Origin of the sequence: Kaistia adipata DSM 17808, assembly GCF_000423225.1 — a bacterium.
In the GTDB taxonomy this organism is placed as follows: domain Bacteria; phylum Pseudomonadota; class Alphaproteobacteria; order Rhizobiales; family Kaistiaceae; genus Kaistia; species Kaistia adipata.
The window spans coordinates 757429-773741 of the sequence record NZ_AUHO01000006.1 but is presented as its reverse complement, the minus strand read 5'-3'; the positions used below and the strand labels follow the sequence as shown (position 1 = coordinate 773741).

The following is a 16313-nucleotide window of genomic DNA, read 5'->3' as shown; positions in this document are numbered from 1 at the left end:
GCTCAGAGGTCCCGCGCGGCGGCGAGGACTTCCTCGACATGGCCCGGCACCTTTACCTTCTCCCAGACCCGCGCGGCCTTGCCGGCCGTGTCGATCAGGTAGGTGGTGCGGACGATGCCCATGAAGCTGCGGCCATACATCTGCTTCTCGGCCCAGACGCCATAGGCCTCCAGCATGGTCTTGTCCTCGTCCGAGGCGAGGCGGATCGCGAGATCGTGCTTCTTCTTGAAGCGGTCATGCGACTTCACCGAATCCGCCGAAACGCCGATCACGGTCGCGCCGGCGGCCTCGAAGGCCGCGGCCTGGGCCGAGAAGTCGATCGCTTCCAATGTACATCCAGCCGTATTGTCCTTCGGGTAGAAATAGAGGACGAGCTTGCGGCCCCGGAGATCGGCGAGGCTGATTCTGCCGCCACCATCGGTCGGCAGGTCGAAATCGGGGGCGGGGGAGCCTGGGGTCAGGGCGGGCATATGCCTTCCTTTCGTCGCACTTCTCTGGCGTGACAAGCAGAATTGACGGGGATTTTGCAAGAGGGGCTTGGCTCTGTTCGCAAATCCGGTTGTGATCCCCGTCGGATGCCCGGCCGACGCGATGGTGCCGATCGGCGGGCTGGACGACGCTTCCGGATCGGCGGCGAATGACAAGGGGTTGGACGGCTGACACTTCGCCTCGACGAGTTTCCATCGGCACGTGCGCATCGGCCCCGTCGTCAACGTCCGCCCAGGCGGCGAGGCGGCTGGCCGCGGCTGCTGCTGCGGCTGCTCGGGGCCTTCCTGCTCGCCGTCATGATCATCGTCGGCATGCTCGCGGCCATCATCGTGGTCGGGCCGCTCGAGCTCGACATGGTGCGCGACCGCGTCATCGCCACGCTGTCGCAGCGGCTCGGGCCCGACTACGGCGTCAAGGTCGGCCGCGCGACGGTCGATGTCGATCCGGTGCTCGGCCTGGTGGTGGCGATCGACGAGATCACGGTGCGCGACCGCGACGAGGCCGTCGTCGCCCAGGTTCCCTCGACCCGGCTGGCGCTCGATCCGCTGTCGCTGCTGCGCCTGCGCATGGATGTCCGCACCGTCGAGGTCTCGGATGCCGACGTCTCCGTCGTGCGTAGCCAATCCGGCCGGGTCTATCTCGGCACCTCCAACACGCTCCACCGGGCGGAGCCCGTGAACCCGGCCATGGGCCAGCCGGAAGCGCCGCCATCCACGCCGCCGGCCAGCCAGGTCGAGCCGGCCGGCGAGATCGACGGCGGCTTCCCCGACATCCTGACGGCGCTCCGCACCGTGAACAGCGCGCTCGATCCGTCGATCGAGTTCGCGCTCGACCGCGGCTTCGAGCGCCTGTCGATCGACGCCTCCACCATCCAGGTCTGGGATGCGCGCCGCCTGCAGCAGCGCACCTTCGGCCACACCGACATCGCCCTCACCGTCGATTCCGACACCGGCACGGTGAAGGCCAACTTCGATACCTCCGGCTATGCCGGGCGCTGGGGCATCATCGCCGAGCGCTCGGTCGAGGCGGAGTCGGGCGACCGCGTGCTGTCGCTGATCTTCTCCCAGCTCGCGCTGGCCGATCTCAATCCGGATCTCGGCCGGCCGGAAAGCCTGCTGCAATCCGACGTGCCGCTGTTCGGCCGCGCCACGGTGCGCCTCAACGGCAAGGGCGAGGTCGAGGCCGCCAGTGTCCGCCTCGATCTCGGCGCCGGCACCATCGTCTCCGGCCTCGGCAAGGACCAGATCCAGCTCGACGAGGCGACGGTGCGGCTGCGCTGGGACGTGCCCCGCCGCACCATCGTCGTCGAGCCGTCCTCGTTCTTCTTCGGCGACACGCGCGCCGTCGTCGCCGGCGAGGTCAAGCCGCTCTCCGACACGGCGGATGGCCGCTACGGCTTCCAGCTCGAGAGCCGCAACGCGATGCTGTATTCGCCGGACGCCAACGCGCCGCCGATCGTCGCCGACCGGATGGCTGTCGTCGGCACCGTCGACGTTCCGGCCAAGCGGGTCGATTTCACCGACGCCGTCATCACCACGTCGGGCGGCTCGATCGCCGCCGCCGGCTCGCTCGGCTTTGACGGGCCGACGCCCTCGCTCGCCATGGCGGCCTCCTTCACCCCGATGGCGATCTCGACGTTGAAGCAGATGTGGCCGCCGGTGCTCGCCGGCGCGGCGCGGCGCTGGGTGTTCCAGCACATCCGCGGCGGCACGCTGGAGGCGGGTCGGTTCGAGGCGTCGGTGCCCGCCGGCATGCTGTGGACCGGCGAGCGCGTGGTCCTGCCCGAGGACGCCATGCGTCTCGACATGCGGCTCGAGGACGTCACCTTCACCACCTTCGGCGACGTTCCGGCGATCTCCGGCGCCAGCGGCAATGCCGTCCTGGCCGGCTCGACCTTCGGCGTCGACATGGAGAAGGGCCGCATCAGCACGCCGTCCGGCAAGACGGTCGACGTGACGGCGGGCGCCTTCGCCATCTCCAACACGGCGCAACGCTTCCCCGACGGCCAGGTCGAGGTGCAGATCGAGGGCGATGTCGGCGCCCTGGCCGAGATCGCGGACAGCGAGCCGATCCGCGCCATGCAGCGCCGCAACATCAATCCCGCCAGCCTGTCGGGCGAGGGCCGGGCCACGCTCTCCATCAAGCTGCCGCTGAAGCCGGGCCTGACGCCGAGCGAGGTGGACTGGCGCGTCGGGCTGAAGACGACCGGCTTCGCCAGCGCCGATCCGATCGACGGGCGCAGCATCAAGGATGGCGCGCTGACCATGACGGTGACGCCGGCCGAGGTCTCGATCCACGGCAAGGCGGCGATCAACGGCGTGACGGCGGCGATCGACCTGGCGCAGCCGCTCGGCGACGCGGATGGCGACGGCGACACGGAGGAAGGCCGGCGCAAGATCACGCTCAGCCTCGACGAGAAGGCGCGCAAGAAGCTCGGCATCGGCCTCGACAACGTCATCGGCGGCACGGTCGGTGCCACCGTCTCCGATCTCGGCGACGGCTCCAAGGGCCAGCACTACGAGCTCGACCTGAAGCAGGCGCGCCTCGTTCTGCAGGCGGTCGGCTGGTCGAAGGGCATCGGCGTCCCGGCCAAGCTCAGCTTCGACCTGCGGCCCGGCAAGAACGGCTTCAACGTCGACAACATGGTCGCGACGGGCGACGGCTTCGGCTTCCGCGGCCGCGCCGTGCTCGATTCGAAGTTCGGCCTCGTCTCCGCCGATCTCGACAATCTGGCGCTGCGCAAGGGCGACCAGATCTCCGTCGATCTCCGCCGCAAGGGCAATGGCTATTCGATTGTCGCGCGCGGCAGTTCCTTCGATGTGCGCGGCCTGATCGCGCAGTACAAGTCGTCCGCCACCGGCCCCAGCGAGGACGCGGCCGACCTGACCGTCGACGCCAAGGTGAAGACGCTGATCGGCTTCAACCAGGCGACGCTTTCCGACGCGTCGGTCGGCGTGCAGTCGCGCGGCGGCACGATCGGCAAGGCGACGCTGGAAGGCGTGCTCGACACCGGCGGCATCTCGCTCTCCTACGCCGATGGTGGCGAGCAGGCGGAACTGCGGATCAATTCCGGCGACGCCGGCAGCGTCTTCCGCTTCGTCGATCTCTACAACCGCATCGCCGGCGGCCGCCTGACCGTGACGGGCCGGCGCGCCGGCGCCAGGGCGCCGTTCTCCGGCATCTTCGACGTGCTGGACTTCCGCATCGTCGGCGAGCCGTCCATGGCGCGCCTGGTCTCGGCGACGACGGGCACCGGCCCGCAGGCGACCCGCACCGGCGTCGACCCCGGCAACGTCCCGTTCGACCGCATGCGGCTCGACTACACCAAGCGCGGTTCGGTGGTGGTCATCGACGACGCCATCCTGCGCGGCGCCTCCGTCGGCGCCACCTTCAACGGCACGCTCGACCTCGCCAAGCAGACGATCTCGCTGGCCGGCACCTATCTGCCGGCCTATGCCTTCAACAATCTGTTCGGCAAGCTTCCCATCATCGGCCTGGCGCTCGGCGGCGGCAGCAAGGGCGGCCTGATCGGCGTCACCTTCAAGGTCGACGGCCCGATGAGCGGCCCGAGCCTGATGATCAATCCGCTCTCGGCCATCACCCCCGGAATCTTCCGCAAGATCTTCGAGTTTCCGATCAACTGACGCGGGAACGAGGACGAGTGTCGTCGTGCCTCGAAGGACGGCCCTGCCTCCGCGTAGGCCTGCTCCGCTGGCGCCTCCTTCGAGGCTTCGCCGCGCGAAGCGCATCCGGATCAGGACGGAGGAGCAGGCCCGCCCCTCATCCAGAGTTGCCCGGCGAAGCCGGGCCTCGAGGGAGGGGCCTGGGGATCCCCGAGGCGGCGTCGTCCCGTGGCGTCTCGGCGACCTGAATCCAGATACGAAAAAAGCGGCGCAGGTGCCTGCGCCGCTTCGTTGATTCCGACGATGCCGGCCGGATCAGACCGGGCGCACCAGGATGTGCTTCTTGCGGCCGAGCGAGAGCTTGACCACGCCCTCCGCCGTCAGCGCGTCGGGGCCGACCAGCACCTTCTCGTCGGTGATGGCCTGGTCGTTGACGCGCAGGCCGCCGCCCTTGATCTGGCGGCGCGCCTCGCCGTTGGAGGCGACGAGGCCGGCCTGGACGAACAGCGACAGCACGCCGAGACCGGCGGCGAAGTCGGAGGCGCCGACCTCGATCGTCGGCAGATTCTCGGCCAGCGCGCCTTCCTCGAAGGTGCGGCGCGCCGTCTCGGCCGCCCGCTCGGCCTGGGCGCGGCCATGCGCCAGCGCCGTCACCTCGGTGGCGAGGATCTTCTTGGCCTCGTTGATCTCCGAGCCGGCGAGCGCGGCGATGCGGCGGACCTCGTCGAGCGGCAGCACGGTGAACAGCTTCAGGAAGCGCTCGACGTCGCCATCCTCGGTGTTGCGCCAGAACTGCCAGAACTCGTAGGGGCTCAGGAGGTCGGCGTTGAGCCAGACCGCGCCGCTCGCCGTCTTGCCCATCTTGGCGCCGGAGGAAGTCGTCAGCAGCGGCGTCGTCAGCGCGTAGAATTGCTTGTCGAGCATGCGGTGGCCGAGCTCGATGCCGTTGACGATGTTGCCCCACTGGTCGGAGCCGCCCATCTGCAGGGTGACGCCGTGGCGCTGGTTGAGCTCCACGAAGTCGTAGGCCTGCAGGATCATGTAGTTGAATTCGAGGAAGGACAGCGACTGCTCGCGGTCGAGGCGCAGCTTGACCGAGTCGAAGGACAGCATGCGGTTGACCGAGAAATGGCGGCCGACGTCGCGCAGGAAGTCGATGTAGTGCAGGCCGTTCAGCCAGTCGGCGTTGTTGGCCATGATCGCCGGCTTCTCGGCGCGGTCGAAGTCCAAGTATTTCTCGAACGTGCCGCGGATGCCGGCGAGGTTCTCGGCGATGATCTCGTCGGTCAGGAGCTTGCGCGCCTCGTCCTTGAACGAGGGGTCGCCGATGCGCGTCGTGCCGCCGCCCATCAGCGCGACGGGGCGATGGCCGGTCTTCTGCATCCAGTGCAGCATCATGATCGAGACGAGATGGCCGACATGCAGGCTGGAGGCCGTGGCGTCGAAGCCGATATAGCCGGTGACGGGTCCCGCCGCGAAGTGGCTGTCGAGCCCCTCGCTATCCGAGCATTGGTGGACGAAGCCACGCTCGGTCAGGATCTGCATCAACTCGGACTTGAAGGCGCTCATGACGGCCGGACCTTTGGACTTTGTTTCAGGAGTTGGGCCGCTTTCTAGCAGCCGGGGCGGGAAATTTCACCGTTGGCGGCGAAATTTCCCGATGCTCGCGCGTTTTCGCGCGAAGCGGGTTGTTGTCGGGATCGGGAACGCTTCGCCGTCTCCGCGGAAACGGCGAAGCGAGCGCGGGCTCAGGCGGCGCGGCGGTTGGCCGTGCGGCGGGTTTCGACGGCGGCGGCGAGGCGCTCCAGCACGTCGACGGTGGTGTCCCAGTCGATGCAGCCATCGGTGATGCTCTGGCCGTAGACGAGGGGCTGACCTTCGACCAGGTCCTGCCGGCCGGCGACGAGGTTGCTCTCCACCATCACGCCCATGATGCGGTTGTCGCCATGCTCGAGCTGGCGGGCGATGTCCTCGACGACGAGCGGCTGGTTCTCCGGCTTCTTCGACGAGTTGGCGTGGCTGGCGTCGATCATGATGCGCGGCGTGATGCCGGCCTTCTCCGAGGCCTTGGCGGCGTCGTCGACGCTGGCCGCGTCATAGTTCGTCGTCTTGCCGCCGCGCAGGATGATGTGGCAGTCCTCGTTGCCCGCCGTGGTGGCGATCGCCGAGCGGCCGGTCTTGGTGACGGCCAGGAAATGATGCGGCTGCGAGGCGGACAGCACCGCGTCGAGCGCGATCTTGACGTTGCCGTCGGTGCCGTTCTTGAAGCCGACCGCGCAGGAGAGGCCGGAGGCGAGTTCGCGATGCACCTGGCTCTCGGTCGTGCGCGCGCCGATCGCGCCCCAGCTGACCAGGTCGGCGAAGTACTGCGGCGTCGTCATGTCGAGGAATTCGGAGCCGGCGGCCAGGCCGAGGTCGTTGATGTCGACCAGCAGGTTGCGGGCGATGCGCAGGCCCTTGTCGATCTCGAAGCTGCCGTCGAGGTCGGGATCGTTGATCAGGCCCTTCCAGCCGACCGTGGTGCGCGGCTTCTCGAAGTAGACGCGCATGATGATCTCGAGCCGGTCCGCGAGGTAGGGCCGGATCTCCGCCAGGCGCTTGGCGTAGTCCATGGCGGCGACCGGGTCATGGATCGAGCAGGGGCCGATCACGACGACCAGGCGGTCGTCCTCGCCCTTCAGGATGTTGTGCACGGCGCGGCGCGCGGCGGTCACGGTCTCGGACGCCGTCTCGGTGCGCGGGAACTCCCGCATCACCTGCTCGGGCGTGCTCAGCTCTTTCAGGTCGCGAATACGGAGGTCGTCGGTCATCAGCACGGTGTGGCTCCTTGGGATTGGAAGCACCCGGCGGCGGCATAAAAAAAGCCGCCAGGTGTCTGGCGGCTTCGGGACATTCTGCGGTTTTTAGACCGCGCGCACCCCTACCTCCGCCATGGCGAGCGGATAGCTAAAGTACCAAGCATAGGTGGTGGCGGCGAAAGTCATGACAGCCCCTATAGATCAGCCAATTCGATTTGTCACGTGGCCGGCCGCATGTTTGTGCGAAAGGATCCGACTGTTGCCGATCTGCTCTTTGCCTCTGTCCTTTCCGGGGGTATCCCGGATTCTGGAACCATTCCGGGGGGAACCCATGCGCAGAACCGTCGTTGTCGGCCTCATGAGCGGTACATCCATGGACGGCGTCGACGCGGCCCTGATCGCAACGGACGGCGAGGAGGTCGAGGCGTTCGGCCCCACCCATTTCCGGCCCTATTCGCCGGACGAGCGCGCCGTTCTGCGCGCGGCGCTTGCGGCCGCCACGCGGCTGGACCGGCGTGACGCGCGCCCCGGCGTGCTGGCCGAGGCCGAGCGCATCGTCACCGAGGCGCATGCCGAGGCGGTCGAGGCGCTGCTTGCGCGCGACGACGTCGACGCGCCCCGCGTCACCCTCGTCGGCTTCCACGGCCAGACCGTGTTTCACGCGCCGGACCGGCGGCTGACGGTCCAGATCGGCGACGGCGCCGCGCTGTCGCGCCGGCTCGGCCTGCCGGTCGTCTATGATTTCCGCGCCGCCGACGTGGCGGCGGGCGGGCAGGGGGCGCCGCTGGTACCGGTCTTCCACGCCGCGCTGGTGCGCGCCGCCAGGCTTTCGGGCGATGTCGCGGTGGTGAATATCGGCGGCGTCGGCAACGTCACCCGTATCGGCGCCGACGACTCGATCGTCGCCTTCGACACCGGCCCCGGCAATGCGCTGATCGACGATCTGGTGCGTGAGCGCACCGGCGCGTCCATGGATGCCGGCGGCGTGCTGTCGTCGGCCGGCACGGTGCAGCTGCAATCGCTGGCCGAGCTGATGGACGATCCCTGGTTCGACCTGCCGCCGCCGAAATCGCTCGACCGCGACGCGTTTTCGCGGGCGCCTGTGGCGCGGCTTTCGACCGCCGACGCCGCGGCGACGCTCGCCGCCTTCACGGCCGAGACGATTGCCCGCGCCGTGTCGCTCGCCGGCGGCGCCGGGCAGATCATCGTCTGCGGCGGCGGCGCGCATAACCCGGCCATCCTCAAGCTTCTCGCCGAGGCCAGCGGCGCGCGCGTGCGGACCGCCGACGCGCTCGGCTGGTCCGGCGATTTCCTCGAGGCGCAGGCCTTCGCCTATCTCGCGGCGCGCAGCGTCGCCGGATTGCCGCTGAGCCTGCCGGAGACGACGGGGGTGCCGTACCCGATGCCGGGTGGCATCCTGGCCGAGCCGGCGGCGCCGGTGGCCTGAACTGCGAACGGGCGGCTCTGGCCGCCGGATTGGACGAATCGTGTCGCCTGCGGCAAGCAAGGCGGCCGCCTGATGACTGGGGAGATGCGCATGCCGAGCCGCCTGAAGAAGTTCTGTTTCATGCTGATGGTCGGCGCCCTCCTGGCCGCGCCGCTCGCCTCCGCCACTGTGGCGGCGCCGGCCCAGTCGCCGCCGGCGCAGTCGGACCCGGCCAAGCCGGAGCCCGCCAAGCCGGCGCGGGTGGCGAAGAAAGCCAAGCCCGCCAAGGCGGCGCGCGATCCGCAGGTCTACCTGTTCCGTGGCCTCGCCAACGTGTTCTCCCTCGGCATGGACGACATGTCGAAGGAGCTGGCCTCGCGCGGCATTCCCAACAAGGTTCTCAACCACGCCAACTGGCCGCGGGTCGCCGCCGACATCACGGCGAAGTACAAGGCCAATCCGAAGCAGACCCGGCCGGTCGTCCTCGTCGGCCATTCGCTCGGCGCCAATGCCGTCCTGGTCATGAGCCAGCAGCTGGTGCGCAACGGCGTTCCCGTCGATCTCGTCGTCACCTTCGATCCGACGACTTCCGGTCCGGTCGGCCCCGGCGTGCGGCGCTACCTGAACCTCTATCAGTCGAACAATGGCTGGAGCTCGGCGCTCGAAGTGCCGCCCGGCGCCGGCAAGCGCGTCGTCAATTCCGACGTGCGCAAGCGCGACGACATCAAGGCGCAGCTGTCCCATTTCGACATCGAAAAGAACCGCGTCCTGCATCAGCAGGTCGTGACGGACATCGCCCGCCTCGTCGGCGCCAGGCCGAAGCCGCAGGGCAAGGGCGGCAAGCCGGACGCCTGAGGCGGGCTGTCGCGTTCCGCGGCTCCGCCCACGCCGCGGCTTCCCTTCCTGAGGCGGGCGGCTGGGCGGTCATGACTGCGCCCGGCTGCGGTCCCGCCAGCGGCGCCCCTAGCCCTCCCGACGGGCTGGCGCTGCTACCGGCATCCTCGAACGGCTCCGCCTGGCGGGGCCGTTTTCGTTTGTACAGCCGGCTTGGCGCGCAGCTGATTCGCGTCCGGTGTGGCGGCCAGCAGCCCGAAACTGGGCCGCGCGTTCCGGTGGCTGCGTCGATCGTGCCCGTCCGTCGTCATTCCGGCGCTGGAATGGATCGCGGCGCGCCCTGGCTCGATCCGAGCCGAATTGCTTCGATTTTAGAACTACAATCGGAAATATTGCCAATGGCATCAATAGGTTGTGCTCGCGCCGGGCGGGGTGCTTCCCGGTATATACTGAAAGAGTCCGGAAACCCTACGTCAATTGCGCATGGCTGGTGCATTTTGGCAACAGCGCTCCGTGTGTCGATTCGCTAGCTTCCAGCAATCAGAGCGATCTTGGGTTGTAATGGATCGCCCGGAGTATCTTTGACCGATGGGGCTGAGCATGAAGGCAATCCTGCGTGGAATGACGATGGTTTCGGTTCTTGCCCTGGGTGCCGCGGGCGCCCAGGCGGCGGACTTGGTCGAGGCGCCCGTCGTGGTGGCGCCGGAAATGTTCAACTGGACCGGCTTCTATGTCGGCGTCCATGGCGGTCTGGCCGCCGGCAAGAACGACTACTCGCTGAGTGGATTTTAGGACCGGTGGGCTGGCAACGGCTGGCAGTACACGGACTTCGCTAGCAGCAGTGACGAGAACGCCAATGGCGGTTTTGGCGGCGTGCAGGTTGGCTACAACTACCAGTTTGGCCCGAACTTCCTGGTCGGCGTAGAGGCGGACATCGCAGCGGCGAGCATCAAGAGCGATTCATCCTCGCATTTCGATCTTCCGAGTTGGGGCAATAGTACTCGACCGCTCGACATCGGCGTCGAGACCAAAGTGGATTGGTTCGGCACCATCCGTGGTCGCCTCGGCTTCACGGCGGACAACTTGCTGTTCTACGGCACGGGTGGCGCGGCCTACGGCAACGTGAAGACATCGTATAATATCAACTACGACGATGGGAGCAATGTGCTCAGCGGCTCAAGCTCTGACACTCGCTGGGGCTGGGCGGCGGGTGCCGGTTTTGAGTATGGCATCACCAAGAATATCACGCTGAAGGCCGAGTACCTCTATGTCGATCTCGGTAGCTCCGACGTCGCGGGCGAAACGGTGATTCGTGACACCGGTTGGCGCTATATCGAGGCGAGTTCCGCCGACGTCGATACCAACTTCCACACGATCAAGGCCGGCCTGAACTACAAGTTCTGATCGTCGGAGCGTGGGGCGAGCCCGGCTCGTCTCCTCGCCTGTCCTTGGCCGGTTCTCCCATCCGGGGCGCGGAAAACGCGCCCCGGATGTTTTGTTTTCGGCGGTCGGCGATCCGTTCGCTTCGCGCGGAGGCGGATCTTTCCGTTCCCGGCCGGGCTCGGCGGCCCGTCTGGGTGGGATGATTCGGTCGAGCGACGGCTGACGGATGTCCCAGGGGAAGGGGCGCCTTCGGAAGGGCGTGATCCCGAGGCTTGGCGCAAGAATTGTCGCGGGATGTCGCGAGCGGGGGCGCGCCAGCCGCAGGGGTGAGACTACCTGCAATTGCGGGTCGGATTTCGATCCATCTCAAGGGCTTGACCGGAAATCCATAAGGTTAGTCATTGATATGCCTTATGAATTTACTGATTCCGCTGCGTCAACTCGCGGCTGTGTGTAACATTTTCGTCACAGACAATCCGTTGAAACGCTGGCTATCCTTGCAATCTAGGCGGGTGACGTGCCGTTTCGGCAAGCTGGAATTCGTCGCCCGGTCCGTTCAACTGGATGCAAAGGGCCCCCTCATGAACCATCTGCTTCGCACTGCAACCATGGCGTCTGTCATCGCGCTCGGCGCCGCGACGGCCCAGGCTGCCGACCTGACCTACGAACCGGTTCCCGCCGCGCCGGAGGTCTTCAACTGGACCGGCTTCTATGTCGGCGTCCATGCTGGCATCGGCGGCGGCAACTTCGATACGAGCTTCCGTGAATACGAATATGAAGAGGGCCCCGCTGATTTCGCGTTCTCCGGATATGGCTACGACTTCAGTGACAATGCCTTTGGCGCCTTCGGCGGCGCGCAGATTGGCTATAACTATCAGTTCGCGACCAATTGGGTGGTCGGTGCCGAGGCGGACATCGCGGCGTCCGGCATCAAGGCCGAGCACAATGAGACCTATTCCGATGGTTGGTTCGAGAACAACGAGGCGAAGATCGATTGGTTCGGAACCCTGCGTGGACGCCTCGGCTATGCGTGGGACAACGTCCTGTTCTACGGCACCGGCGGTGCGGCCTATGGCAAGGTCAAGCTGTCGGGATCGTATGGTTACAATGACGACGACACTTGGGGCAGCTTCTCTGAGTCCGATACCAAATGGGGTTGGACGATTGGCGCCGGTGTCGAATACGGCATCACCAAGAACATCACGCTGAAGACCGAATATCTCTACGTCGATCTGGGAAGTGTGACGGCGAACAACGCCGATTTCAACTGGGACTACGACAACGGCGATGTGAGTGTCGACACCGCCTTCCATACGCTCAAGGTCGGCCTGAATTACAAGTTCTGATCGCATTTGGCGCGGCGCTCGGTCGGTCCGGGCGCCGCGTCGCCTTTTAGCTTTTCCTCTCCCCTGGAAACGGGCGAGGGCGAAACCGGGATGTTTGAATCATCCCGCAAGATTCCGGTGGCCCTGCGGCGGATTGCCTACTCCTGGGTGTGAGTGCGGCGGTCGGTGCATCCGAGGATTGGTGTGCTGCGTGGCGGAATCCGGTGTCGATATGTGGCGATGCAAAATAATCGCCCGCCGAAATTTGGGGGGCGCTGGCGCCGTTTCTGTCGGATCAGCGCCGAATCCATGTTTCTGGAGAAGTGTTTGGCTGGGAATTGATAGGCGAGGTCATTCTTCGTACTTACGAAGCGTTTCCTTCCCCAGCGTCATCTTTGGTTTTCGTGGTGCGATTCGGCAACACTCAATTCCGCTCCGCCGCGCTATCGTGATGCCCTGAGGCGCCCGATCCCCCGGATCTCCCCATCGGGTGCCCGATCATCCGCGAAGGGGCATATGATGGCGTTCATTCTCCGTACTGCGACAATGGCTTCCGTCCTGGCGCTTGGTGTCGCCGGCGCGCAGGCCGCTGACTTGACCTATGAGCCCGCCCCCGTGGCGGCGCCCGTCGCCTTCAACTGGACCGGCTTCTATGTCGGCGTCCATGGCGGCATCGGCGGTGGCGAATTCGATACGACCTTCACCGAAGAGTTCGACGACTACAGCGTCGACTACAACGACAATGCCTTCGGCGCCTTCGGTGGTGCCCAGATCGGCTATAACTGGCAGTTCTCGCCCAACTGGGTCGCCGGCGTCGAGGCCGACATCGCCTATTCCGGCATCGAGTCGAACTTCGACTGGAACTATGCGGGCGGCTCTTCCTACAACATCAGCACGAATGTCGACTGGTTCGGCACATTGCGCGGCCGTATCGGCTATGCATGGGACAATCTGCTCGTCTACGGCACGGGTGGCGCGGCCTATGGCGACGTGGAAGTCTCGACCAACTATTCCGATCCCAACGAATCCTATGGCTCTTCCTTCTCTGATACGCGCTGGGGCTGGACGATCGGCGCCGGTGTCGAATATGGCATCACGCAGAACATCACGCTCAAGACCGAATATCTCTATGTCGACCTCGGCAGCATTCACCAGAATGCCTACAACGCCGCCGAGGATGACTATGGTCAGTTCGACACGGATGTCGCCTTCCATACCCTCAAGGTCGGCCTGAACTACAAGTTCTGATCCCGAACGGGAGAGGGGCTTCGCGGCGCGAAGCCCCTTTTCACATGCGGATTTGCCGGCGGGGACGCGGACTTCCCACCACGACCTGCGAGCTTCGCGTGCCGAGGTGTCTCGCGCATTCCGGTCTCCGTCGACCGGCTGGCGTGATCCGTTGTCCGCGATTGCATCTGGCCTACCCCTGTCCCTGAGAGGCTCCCATGACCCGATCGATGCTGCGCGGTGCGACGATGGCTTCCGTCCTGGTGCTCGGCGTGGGGGGCGCGCGGGCCGCCGACCTCACCTACGAGCCGGCGCCCGTGGTGGAGGCTCCTGCGGCGTTCAACTGGACCGGCTTCTATGTCGGCGTCCATGGCGGCATCGGCGGTGGCGATTTCGACACCAGCTTCGTCAATGATGCCGGCGACTACGCGGTCGACTGGAGTGACAATGCCTTTGGCGGCTTCGGTGGCGCGCAGGTCGGCTACAACTGGCAGTTCGCGCCGAACTGGGTGGTCGGCGCCGAGGCCGACCTCGCGGCCTCCGGCATCAAGGCGAGCTTCGAGGAGCGCCAGGGCGACTTCAGCTATGGCCTCGAGGCCAAGATCGACTGGTTCGGAACGCTGCGCGGCCGCCTCGGCTATGCCTTCGACAATCTGCTTGTCTATGGCACCGGCGGCGCGGCCTATGGCGACGTCAAGGCGAGCGTCTACAAATCCGGTGAGCCCGACAATGGCCACTCGATCTCGGATACGCGCTGGGGGCTGGACGGCCGGCGCTGGTGTTGAATATGGCGTGACAAAGAACATCACGCTGAAGGCCGAGTATCTCTATGTCGATCTCGGTAGTCTCGAGCATGATGGCTACAATGTCCTGCCCGAGCAGAATGGGCATACCGGCGTCGATGCGGCCTTCCACACCCTCAAGGCGGGCCTGAACTACAAGTTCTGATCGTCGCCGCGGATCGGGCAATCGTCCGAGGCGTCCGCTTGCGGCCTCTCTTGTCGGGAAGGGTGGCTCCCGATGTGGTGGGGCCGTCCGCCGCGCGCAGGCCGTCGCGAGGGCTGCGGCCTCATCTGCATGAGACGATATATAATATGATCACCTTAGAAATTTGATCTGGTCGGAGTTGTGGCTTCCGCTTGGAGATCTATGTCTTTTTGCTTTCTGTGCGATGAGTCTGCAACAGTTTGTTTGGATCTATGCTGATACAGTACCAGCGATGGATGGGAATTCGCATTCTCAAGTGCACCGTCGTGACGAGGGGCCGATGATGAAATACGCATTCGCGACCATGACCGCCGCTTCCGTGCTGGCCCTGGGCCTCGGTGCGGCGAATGCCGCCGACCTGGCGCCCGTGCCGGTGATCGAGGCACCGCCACCCTTCAGCTGGACCGGCTTCTATGCCGGTGTCCATGCCGGCTACGCCTGGGGCAATCAGGACGACAACCAGAGCAATCTGTTCGATTGCGAAGGTAGCTTCGAGTGTACGCCGGGCGACAGCTTCAACATGGACGGCTTCATCGGCGGCGTACATGGCGGCTACAACTGGCAGATGGACCAGTTCGTCTTCGGCATCGAGGGCGACATCGACTACACCAACATCTCCGGCAGCGAAGGCTAAGCTGGTTACGTGCCGGGCCTGGACGACTACCTCGTGGGCTCTCTGGAGCTCGAAAGCAACTGGCAGGCGTCGCTGCGGCTGCGCGCCGGCTATGCCGTCGACAACTTCCTGATGTACGCCACCGGCGGTGTCGCCTTTGCCGACGCCAAGATGACGTCGAGCGGTGTCGGTGATTGGGAAGGATCCTACAGCTCCGACGACAGTAACACGCATGTCGGCTGGACGATCGGCATCGGCGCCGAATACGCCTTCACGCCGAACTGGATCGCCCGCGCCGAGATCCGCTACACCGATTTCGGCAGCAAGACCTATGAGCTCTGGGAAGGTCCGGTGGATTCGAGCTGGGACCAGACCGCCGTCACGGTCGGTCTGAGCTACAAGTTCTGACGACGGGGCGCGGGGCGCGCCTTCGACGCGGCTGCCGGGTCGCGCCGCGCGGGGCTGAATGGAGACGGGGGAAAGGGCTCCGCTTCGGCGGGGCCCTTTTTTGTCTGCGTGTCTTGTCTTCGTGCCTGCTTGCCGGGTGGCGCAGGTCCGCCGGCGCGGGTGCCCTCCGCTGCGCGGGTCGGCCGGCGTTGGGGTGCGTCCGCGGCATGGCGGCGGGGAGCTTCCAGGTCGGTTGGAAAAGGAAACGGCCCGGGCGCGAGCGCGACCGGGCCGTCTTTCGTTCGGTCGGCCGGGCTCGATGCGGCGCTATCGGGCGTCGCGGTCGAGCGCCGGCATCAGCCGGCCTGGATCGCCGCCAGGCGCTTGTCGACGTAATTGCCGCAGATATCGATCAGCGGCTCGACCTGGCCCTCGAAGAAGTGGTTCGCGCCCGGCATGATCTGCTGCTCGACGACGATGCCCTTCTGGGTCTTGAGCTTGTCGACCAGCGTCTGCACGTCCTTCGGCGGCGCCACCTTGTCCTGGTCGCCATGCACGATCAGGCCGGAGGAGGGGCAGGGCGCCAGGAACGAGAAATCGTAGAGGTTCGCCTGCGGCGCGATCGAGATGAAGCCCTCGATCTCCGGGCGGCGCATCAGGAGCTGCATGCCGATCCAGGCGCCGAACGAGAAGCCGGCGACCCAGCAGGCGCGCGCGTCGGGATGGATGGTCTGCACCCAGTCGAGCGCCGACGCGGCATCCGACAGTTCGCCCTCGCCATGGTCGAAATCGCCCTGGCTGCGGCCGACGCCGCGGAAATTGAAGCGCAGCACCGCGAAGCCGCGCTTCGCGAACATGTAGAACAGCTGGTAGGTGATCGCGTTGTTCATCGTGCCGCCGAACTGCGGGTGCGGGTGCAGGATGATGGCGATCGGGCCGTTCTTTTCCTTCGACGGCTGGAAACGGCCTTCGATGCGGCCTGCGGGGCCGGTGAAAATAACCTCGGGCATTTTGGCCTCGGACCTTTCGATCTGTTCAGAACCCCACGAGCGACCTATATCAGAGCCAAATGCTAACTTGACTCTGAGGCTCAGGGTTTCTAGAACACATTAGAATTCTTCGAAATTGGCGCTGGATGTCGATCCTGCCTTGTAGCGGGCCTTGTAGCATGAGGCAGGGTCCGGATTTCAAGCATAATGCGACATCCGGGGTGTGAAGGGA

At 65.9% G+C, this 16313-nt stretch carries 14 protein-coding genes and 1 pseudogene; 11 read left to right on the top strand and 4 right to left on the bottom strand.

Features of this window, described 5'->3' with window-relative positions:
• Positions 1-2 precede the first annotated feature (2 nt).
• On the bottom strand, positions 3-470 hold the full coding sequence (locus G539_RS0103920; protein ID WP_029074042.1) for a peroxiredoxin: 468 nt from the start codon (positions 468-470) through the stop codon (positions 3-5).
• A gap of 315 nt (positions 471-785) precedes the next feature.
• On the opposite strand from G539_RS0103920, the gene G539_RS0103915 reads away from it, so the two are divergent.
• Positions 786-4133 (top strand): YhdP family protein, encoded by a 3348-nt coding sequence (locus G539_RS0103915; RefSeq protein ID WP_029074041.1) that lies wholly within the window; start codon positions 786-788, stop codon positions 4131-4133.
• Positions 4134-4427: 294 nt separating this feature from the next.
• Here the strand turns inward: G539_RS0103915 and tyrS are convergent, their stop codons facing one another.
• The gene (tyrS, locus tag G539_RS0103910) at positions 4428-5681 is read right to left on the bottom strand and encodes a tyrosine--tRNA ligase (RefSeq protein ID WP_029074040.1); all 1254 of its coding nucleotides are present in this window, start codon (positions 5679-5681) and stop codon (positions 4428-4430) included.
• Positions 5682-5860: 179 nt separating this feature from the next.
• On the bottom strand, positions 5861-6922 hold the full coding sequence (locus G539_RS0103905) for a 3-deoxy-7-phosphoheptulonate synthase (RefSeq protein WP_029074039.1): 1062 nt from the start codon (positions 6920-6922) through the stop codon (positions 5861-5863).
• 319 nt (positions 6923-7241) lie between these two features.
• Here G539_RS0103905 and G539_RS0103895 point away from each other — a divergent pair, with 319 nt between their 5' ends.
• The 10 genes and pseudogenes from G539_RS0103895 to G539_RS27480 all read left to right on the top strand — a co-directional run bounded on the left by G539_RS0103895 (position 7242) and on the right by G539_RS27480 (position 15113).
• Entirely contained in the window at positions 7242-8357 is a 1116-nt protein-coding gene (locus G539_RS0103895; RefSeq protein ID WP_035829943.1) for an anhydro-N-acetylmuramic acid kinase, read from the top strand.
• A gap of 90 nt (positions 8358-8447) precedes the next feature.
• On the top strand, positions 8448-9191 hold the full coding sequence (locus G539_RS0103890; protein WP_156911777.1) for an RBBP9/YdeN family alpha/beta hydrolase: 744 nt from the start codon (positions 8448-8450) through the stop codon (positions 9189-9191).
• A 579-nt stretch (positions 9192-9770) separates the two neighbouring features.
• The gene (locus G539_RS27495) at positions 9771-9962 is read left to right on the top strand and encodes a hypothetical protein (protein ID WP_245576788.1); all 192 of its coding nucleotides are present in this window, start codon (positions 9771-9773) and stop codon (positions 9960-9962) included.
• 69 nt (positions 9963-10031) lie between these two features.
• Positions 10032-10574, top strand: a pseudogene (locus G539_RS23610) (outer membrane protein); the annotation flags it as partial.
• Positions 10575-10966: 392 nt separating this feature from the next.
• Positions 10967-11899: an outer membrane protein gene (locus tag G539_RS0103880; RefSeq protein ID WP_342665048.1), complete on the top strand. Its 933-nt coding sequence runs from the start codon at positions 10967-10969 to the stop codon at positions 11897-11899.
• A 498-nt stretch (positions 11900-12397) separates the two neighbouring features.
• Positions 12398-13126, top strand: coding sequence for an outer membrane protein (locus tag G539_RS0103875; protein ID WP_029074035.1), 729 nt, complete (start codon positions 12398-12400; stop codon positions 13124-13126).
• A 197-nt stretch (positions 13127-13323) separates the two neighbouring features.
• Complete coding sequence (locus G539_RS23605) at positions 13324-13890, top strand: outer membrane protein (protein ID WP_245576787.1); 567 nt, start codon at positions 13324-13326, stop codon at positions 13888-13890.
• Between the two features lie 7 nt (positions 13891-13897).
• A complete protein-coding gene (locus G539_RS27490) occupies positions 13898-14053 on the top strand; it encodes an outer membrane protein (RefSeq protein WP_245576786.1) in 156 nt (51 codons plus the stop codon).
• A 319-nt stretch (positions 14054-14372) separates the two neighbouring features.
• On the top strand, positions 14373-14726 hold the full coding sequence (locus G539_RS27485; RefSeq protein WP_051231062.1) for an outer membrane protein: 354 nt from the start codon (positions 14373-14375) through the stop codon (positions 14724-14726).
• Positions 14727-14735: 9 nt separating this feature from the next.
• Positions 14736-15113, top strand: a complete 378-nt coding sequence (locus tag G539_RS27480; protein ID WP_051231061.1) for an outer membrane protein — start codon at positions 14736-14738, stop codon at positions 15111-15113.
• 335 nt (positions 15114-15448) lie between these two features.
• Here the strand turns inward: G539_RS27480 and G539_RS0103860 are convergent, their stop codons facing one another.
• Positions 15449-16102, bottom strand: coding sequence for an alpha/beta hydrolase (locus tag G539_RS0103860; protein WP_029074034.1), 654 nt, complete (start codon positions 16100-16102; stop codon positions 15449-15451).
• Positions 16103-16313: the final 211 nt, after the last annotated feature.

What these genes read in the sequence shown, in the direction of transcription:
- G539_RS0103920 (WP_029074042.1), bottom strand. Translation starts at nt 470, where the DNA reads ATGCCCGCCCTGACCCCAGGCTCCCCCGCCCCCGATTTCGACCTGCCG.
- G539_RS0103915 (WP_029074041.1), top strand. Translation starts at nt 786, where the DNA reads ATGATCATCGTCGGCATGCTCGCGGCCATCATCGTGGTCGGGCCGCTC.
- tyrS (WP_029074040.1), bottom strand. Translation starts at nt 5,681, where the DNA reads ATGAGCGCCTTCAAGTCCGAGTTGATGCAGATCCTGACCGAGCGTGGC.
- G539_RS0103905 (WP_029074039.1), bottom strand. Translation starts at nt 6,922, where the DNA reads ATGACCGACGACCTCCGTATTCGCGACCTGAAAGAGCTGAGCACGCCC.
- G539_RS0103895 (WP_035829943.1), top strand. Translation starts at nt 7,242, where the DNA reads ATGCGCAGAACCGTCGTTGTCGGCCTCATGAGCGGTACATCCATGGAC.
- G539_RS0103890 (WP_156911777.1), top strand. Translation starts at nt 8,448, where the DNA reads ATGCCGAGCCGCCTGAAGAAGTTCTGTTTCATGCTGATGGTCGGCGCC.
- G539_RS27495 (WP_245576788.1), top strand. Translation starts at nt 9,771, where the DNA reads ATGAAGGCAATCCTGCGTGGAATGACGATGGTTTCGGTTCTTGCCCTG.
- G539_RS0103880 (WP_342665048.1), top strand. Translation starts at nt 10,967, where the DNA reads ATGAATTTACTGATTCCGCTGCGTCAACTCGCGGCTGTGTGTAACATT.
- G539_RS0103875 (WP_029074035.1), top strand. Translation starts at nt 12,398, where the DNA reads ATGGCGTTCATTCTCCGTACTGCGACAATGGCTTCCGTCCTGGCGCTT.
- G539_RS23605 (WP_245576787.1), top strand. Translation starts at nt 13,324, where the DNA reads ATGACCCGATCGATGCTGCGCGGTGCGACGATGGCTTCCGTCCTGGTG.
- G539_RS27485 (WP_051231062.1), top strand. Translation starts at nt 14,373, where the DNA reads ATGATGAAATACGCATTCGCGACCATGACCGCCGCTTCCGTGCTGGCC.
- G539_RS0103860 (WP_029074034.1), bottom strand. Translation starts at nt 16,102, where the DNA reads ATGCCCGAGGTTATTTTCACCGGCCCCGCAGGCCGCATCGAAGGCCGT.